Source organism: uncultured Limnohabitans sp., assembly GCF_937889215.1.
Classification (GTDB): Bacteria; Pseudomonadota; Gammaproteobacteria; order Burkholderiales; family Burkholderiaceae_C; genus Limnohabitans_A.
In genome coordinates this window covers 1-5,371 of record NZ_CALBEX010000078.1, presented here as the reverse complement: position 1 = coordinate 5,371, position 5,371 = coordinate 1, and the positions used below count along the sequence as shown (strand labels likewise).

General features: G+C 64.5%; 6 protein-coding genes. 3 read left to right on the top strand and 3 right to left on the bottom strand.

Annotated elements, in window-relative coordinates; genetic code table 11:
• Positions 1-10: 10 nt before the first annotated feature.
• Genes Q0341_RS01785 through Q0341_RS01775 form a run of 3 tightly spaced genes read left to right on the top strand, consistent with a single transcriptional unit; the run spans position 11 to position 2,666 of the window.
• Positions 11-901 (top strand): helical backbone metal receptor, encoded by an 891-nt coding sequence (locus Q0341_RS01785; protein ID WP_299510131.1) that lies wholly within the window; start codon positions 11-13, stop codon positions 899-901.
• Entirely contained in the window at positions 898-1,902 is a 1,005-nt protein-coding gene (locus Q0341_RS01780; RefSeq protein WP_299510130.1) for an iron ABC transporter permease, read from the top strand. Before Q0341_RS01785 ends, Q0341_RS01780 begins: the two co-directional genes overlap by 4 nt.
• Positions 1,899-2,666, top strand: coding sequence for an ABC transporter ATP-binding protein (locus tag Q0341_RS01775; RefSeq protein ID WP_299510129.1), 768 nt, complete (start codon positions 1,899-1,901; stop codon positions 2,664-2,666). Before Q0341_RS01780 ends, Q0341_RS01775 begins: the two co-directional genes overlap by 4 nt.
• A 10-nt stretch (positions 2,667-2,676) precedes the next feature.
• Here the strand turns inward: Q0341_RS01775 and Q0341_RS01770 are convergent, their stop codons facing one another.
• From Q0341_RS01770 to Q0341_RS01760, 3 genes are all read right to left on the bottom strand, one after another.
• Positions 2,677-3,288, bottom strand: a complete 612-nt coding sequence (locus Q0341_RS01770; RefSeq protein ID WP_299510127.1) for a DUF2894 domain-containing protein — start codon at positions 3,286-3,288, stop codon at positions 2,677-2,679.
• The gene (locus Q0341_RS01765) at positions 3,285-3,935 is read right to left on the bottom strand and encodes an OmpA family protein (protein WP_299510125.1); all 651 of its coding nucleotides are present in this window, start codon (positions 3,933-3,935) and stop codon (positions 3,285-3,287) included. Before Q0341_RS01765 ends, Q0341_RS01770 begins: the two co-directional genes overlap by 4 nt.
• Positions 3,935-5,371, bottom strand: a 1,437-nt coding sequence (locus Q0341_RS01760; RefSeq protein WP_299510124.1) for a DUF802 domain-containing protein, incomplete at its 5' end; no start/stop codon positions are given. The genes Q0341_RS01765 and Q0341_RS01760, both read right to left, overlap by 1 nt.

Here is a 5,371-nt window from a genome sequence, read left to right as displayed (position 1 = left end):
AGCCTTCACGGTGTTCGCACTGTGGTTGGCTGGCCTGCACAGCGCGCAAGCCGTCACCGTGCTCGACGACCGTCAGCAAAAAGTACAGATTGCCCACGCCCCGCAACGCATTGTGAGTTTGTTGCCCTCGCTCACTGAAACCGTTTGCGCGCTCAATCAGTGCCACAAACTGGTGGGCTTGGACCGTTATTCCAACTGGCCTGAGTCCGTCAAATCGGTGCCGCGTGTGGGCGGTGGGTTGGACCCCAACATCGAAAGCATCGTTGCACTCAAGCCCGATTTGGTCTTGCTGGCAGGCTCCACCCGGGGCGCGGACCGCTTGCAGGCGTTGGGCCTGACGGTGTTGCGCCTGGAGCCCAACAACCATGCCGACGCGCAGCGCGTGTGGCGCACCGTGGGTCAGGCCCTGCATGTGCCCATGGTGGACAGTGAGCGCGCGTGGCAAAACATTCAGGCAGACATGCAGGCAGCGGTGCAATCGCTCAGCCCCGCAGCGCGTGGGCAGCGGGTTTATTTGGAGGTCAGCCCTGCGCCCTATGGTGCGAGTGAATCGTCCTTCATGGGCGAGACGCTCAGCCGCATGGGCGTGGGCAACATCTTGCCCGCTTCCATGGGGCCGTTTCCGCAGGTCAACCCTGAATGGGTGGTGCGGTCCCAGCCAGATGTGATCATGGCCGGCGACAGCAGCCGCGCCAGCATGCTGCAGCGCCCGGGCTGGTCAGGCTTGGCGGCCATGCAAGGCCAGCGCTTGTGCGTGCTCAAGCCCAGCGAATCCGACATGCTGATGCGCGCAGGGCCGCGCATGGCCGAGGGGGCGTGGCTGATGGCCGGTTGTCTGAACCGCGCGGCAGCCACGCTCGATGCGGCCGGGAACAAAACACCCATCGGGGTGCCGCGATGAGCGCCCACGCAGCCGCTGGCCGCTGGGCACTGGGGTTGCTGGCCGTGGGCGTGGCCGTGACTTTGCTGGGCACGGCCGCAGGCAGCCAAGGCTGGCAGGCTTGGTGGTCTGTGGGTGCGGATGCCGTGTCGCGCCAGATCGTGTGGGACATTCGTTTGCCGCGCAGCCTGGGCGCTTGGTTGGGCGGGGCTTTGCTGGGTCTGGCGGGGGCGGTGGCGCAAGGGCTGTTTCGCAACCCCTTGGCCGATCCGTATTTGCTCGGCAGTGCCTCGGGCGCTTCGCTGGGCGTGGGCATTTATTGGAGTGTGTGGGGCGGCAGCGCTTGGGCCTTGAGCGGCTGGCTGGGCTTGGGGCTGACAGGCGCGGCCTTTTTGGGAGCGGTGCTGGCGGTGGTGCTGACCTTGCTTTTGGCCCGCGGTGTGCAGCAGACGCTGCGCCTCTTGTTGGCCGGGGTGGTGGTGGGCGTGGTGCTGGGGGCGGTCACTTCATTGATATCGCTGTTGCAGCCGCAGGTCTTGCAAGCCATGCAGGGCTTCATGCTGGGCTCAACCGCCTTTGTGAGCTGGAGCGCGTGCGCCACATTGGCGGCGGTGCTGGCACTGTGCCTGGCGCTGGCTGGGGCCTTTGCCCGGGTGCTCGACGCCTTGAGCTTGGGCGAATCCACCGCGCAAAGTTTGGGTGTGCCCTTGCCGCTGGCGCGGGGGGTGTTGGTCGGGGTGATTTCATTGGCCACGGGGGCGGCGGTGGCGCAGATCGGGCTGGTGGCTTTTGTCGGCCTGGCCGCGCCGCATTTGGTGCGGTCCTTGGTGCGCTGCACCCACGCTTGGCGCTTGCTCTTGTCAGCCCTCATGGGCGGGGCCTTGTTGGTGCTGGCCGACGTCTCGGCCCGCGTGCTGTTGGCACCACAAGAGCTGCCCGTGGGCGTGCTCACGGCGGTGCTGGGTGGGGGCTATTTGCTGTGGCGCGTCTACCGCGAAGCAGACACCGGGGGGCGTGCATGAGCTTGGCGCTGCAAACCCATCAACTGTGCGCCTCGCTGGGCGGACGCCGCGTGCTGGACCACATCGACCTGAATATCTCAGCCGGGCGCTGGACGTGTGTGGTCGGCCCTAACGGGGCGGGCAAATCGAGCTTGCTCAAAGCCTTGGCGGGTTTGCTGCCGCACACCGGCCAAGTGCTGTGGCAAGGTCAGTCCCTGAACGCCTTGTCGCGCTCGCAGCGAGCGCGCCAGTTGTCTTGGCTGGGGCAGGGCGAAGCCAGCACATTGGATTTGCGCGTGTGGGATGTGGCCATGCTTGGCCGCCTGCCGCACCAAGCTTGGTGGGGCGCGCCCACGGCCCAAGATGTGCAGATGTGTGAAGCCGCGCTCAAAGCCACACAGGTTTGGGATTGGCGTGAACGCACGCTGGGCGAGTTGTCGGGCGGCGAGCGTCAGCGCGTGCTGCTGGCCCGCGCCATGGCGTGCAACGCGCCCACCTTGCTGATGGACGAGCCACTGGCCAACCTGGACCCACCGCACCAAGTGGACTGGCTGGAGCAAGTGCACTGCTTGCTGGACCTGGGCACTACGGTGGTCAGCGTGTTGCATGAAATTGGCATGGCCCTGCACGCCGACGACATCGTCGTCATGCGTGAAGGCCAAGTGGTGCACCACGGTGCGGGCGCAGATGCCGCCACCCATGCCGCCATTGAAGCGGTGTTCGGGCACCGCATCCGCATCCATGCGCTGGACGGGCAATGGGTGGTGCTGCCCCGCACCGCCTGAGCAGCAGGTCTCAATCGGTTGGTTTTTTACTTTTTGCCGGGGTTTTTGCCGGGGCTTTTTTGCCAGCCGCTTGGCTGGGGCTGGCACTTTCCAAAAACATCAAGGTGTCGACGTGGCCCATGAACCGGTTCAGGTAGTCCGGTGAAATGTCGCGCATCCAGCCCAAGGAACGCAGCACCAACATGTGCGAGTTGATGGGCCCCGCATTTTGCGGCGCTTCGGCCAGGGCTTGCGTGATTTGTTTTTGCACGCGGATGTGCCCGAGTTGGTGGCGAAATTTTTGAATCCTTGGGCTTTCCGTGCGCCACGAGCGGGACGAATCGGCGGCGTGTCCGCCGCGTTGGCTGGCCAGCGTTTGCAGCAAGCCCTGCAAAGGCGACACAGCCACAGGGTGGGGCGACGGGGAATCGGCCACCGTTGCGGCGCTCAGCCGGGCCTGCACACGCTGCACTGCGCGCTGCAGCTTGCCGTGCAGCAGCCCGTGCACCGTTCCTGTGTGCTCTTGTGCGCGTTCGGCCAAGCGTCGGCAATGGTGCCAGCCCAGTGGATCGCGCAGCTCGGCATCAACAGCCCTCAAGGCTTCGAGCAGTGAGTTAATCGACGCGTTGGACTCGGGCATCATGGCTGAGGGCTGTTGGCCGGACCTGTGTTGCCAGCTTTGGGCACGGGGGCCATTTCCACGCGGCGGTTTTGGGCGCGGGCTTGGGCGTTCGCGTTGGGCACCAGCGGTTGCTCTTGGCCAAATGCAGCTGCAAACAGCAAAGCAGGCGGCATGCCTTCTTCGATCAAGGTGCGGGTCACCGTCAGTGCCCGCTGGGCCGAGAGTTCCCAGTTGTCCGCAAATTGGCGGTTCTGCCGAGTGATGGACAAATCGTCTGTGAAGCCACTGACCATCAGCATTTCGTCTCGGCTTTGCAGGTAGTTGCGCAGTGGCTGAACCAAACTTTGGAGCAGTTGTCGGCCTTGCGGTTCGAGTTGGTCGGAGTTCAAGCCAAACAGCAGCTTGCCGCTGATGCCAATGCGGCCGTTGTAGACCGTGATGCGCCCGCTCGCCAAAGGCGCGGCCAAAGCCTTCTCCAGCGAGATGCGCTTTTGCTCTTCGATTTGCCGCTTTTGAACCTCAGTCTCCAGTTTGGAGGCCATGTCCAGTTGCGCGGCCATCACGCCGACCAGCAGCAGCACAAACGCGCCCAGCAGGCCCGTCATCAGGTCGGCAAATGAGATCCAGGTGGGCGATGTGGACTCGACATCGGCATCGTGCTCCAGCATCAGACAGCACCCTCGTGGCTCAGGTCGGTGCGCCGCTGCAACGCTTCGAGCACGTCTTTTTGGCTGTCGATGCTCAGGTCAATGATCTCGCGGGCCTGGGCCACGTAATAGGCCAGTTGCTCGTCGCTGCGCGTCATCGATTTGTCCATGGCTTGTTCGATGCGCTGCAGCTGGGCCATGAGCTTGTCATTGGTCTGGCTGAAGGCGCCCACCGCTAAGGCCAGGCTCTCGCCCAGGCTGGCCACATCCACCGCACTGGCCGTGACCTGGGCCGCGATGTCGCCAAGCTTGCCGGTTTCGGCGCTGATGTGTTGTTGGAACTCGCCGCTGGTTTGTGCCAGTGAGGCCCGGCTGGAAACGAGCAGCGCATCGATCACGCTGCGCTGCTCGGTCGAGGCGTGGTTGATCGCGTCAAGCAAGGTGCTGAGCGTGCTCAGGATGCGTGTGCGCTCTTCGAGCAAGGCGTTGTCTCGCGCCACACTCACCGAAATTTCCTGGCGCAGTTGGCCAATCACTTCAGCTGCCGCCTTGGGCGCTTGCGAGGCGGTTTCGATCAAGCGGGTGATGGGCGCTTCCAGCGCTGTGCCCAAACTGCTCAGGTGCGTTGTCACGGTGCTTTGCAGCTCGGCCAGGCGGGCCACGGCGGCTTGGCCGCGTTCGTCTTCGGCATCGCGCAGGGCCGACAGCTCTTGGCGCAGCAGGGCCGACAAGGCCTCGGCCCGCTGGCTGTGTTGTTCAGCCCATTGGGCCTCGGCGGCGATGCGTGTTTGCACCAGCGCTTCGCTGCTGGCCAGCAAACGGGCGATGTCGGCCAGGGTTTGTGTGGCCTGGGCTTGGGTGTGGTGGCTGATGTCTTGCGCGGTGCGGGCCAGCGTGTCGCAAACGGTTTGTTGCTGCGCCAAGGTTTGTGTGCCCGAGGCTTGCCACTGGCTGTGCAGCGCATCGGCCATCTGTTGCAGCGCGGTTTGCCAGCTGCCCAGGCGCTGTTCGTCGGCCAGGGTGTGCTGGGCCAGTTGCTCGGACTGGGCGCTGCCCACTTGCGCCACCAAGGCTTGGGCGCTGCGTTCAAAGTTTTGGCTGAACGTCTCCAGCGTCTGGCCCACACGGTCGGTCATGCGGGTGCTGTTTTGTTCGTGCAGGCTGAGTGTTTGGGCGCTGGTTTGCGCCAGCGTGGCGGCCGTGGCGCTCATTTGGGTTTGCATTTCGGCCAATTGCTGCTGCGTGTTGTGCAGCAGGCCTGCGTTCAGGTTTTGCGCTTGTTCGGCCAGTTGCGCCATGGTGGCTTGCACCACGGGGCGAATGCCTTCGCTGGCCAGTTGCAGGCTTTGGCTCAGGCTGGTGCGCAGCGACTGGTCCACCGACTGCGCCAGGCCCGTGTAGGCGCTGTGCACTTCTAGCTGAAAGCTGTGTTGGTTGGCCAGCAGTTGGGTGTTGAG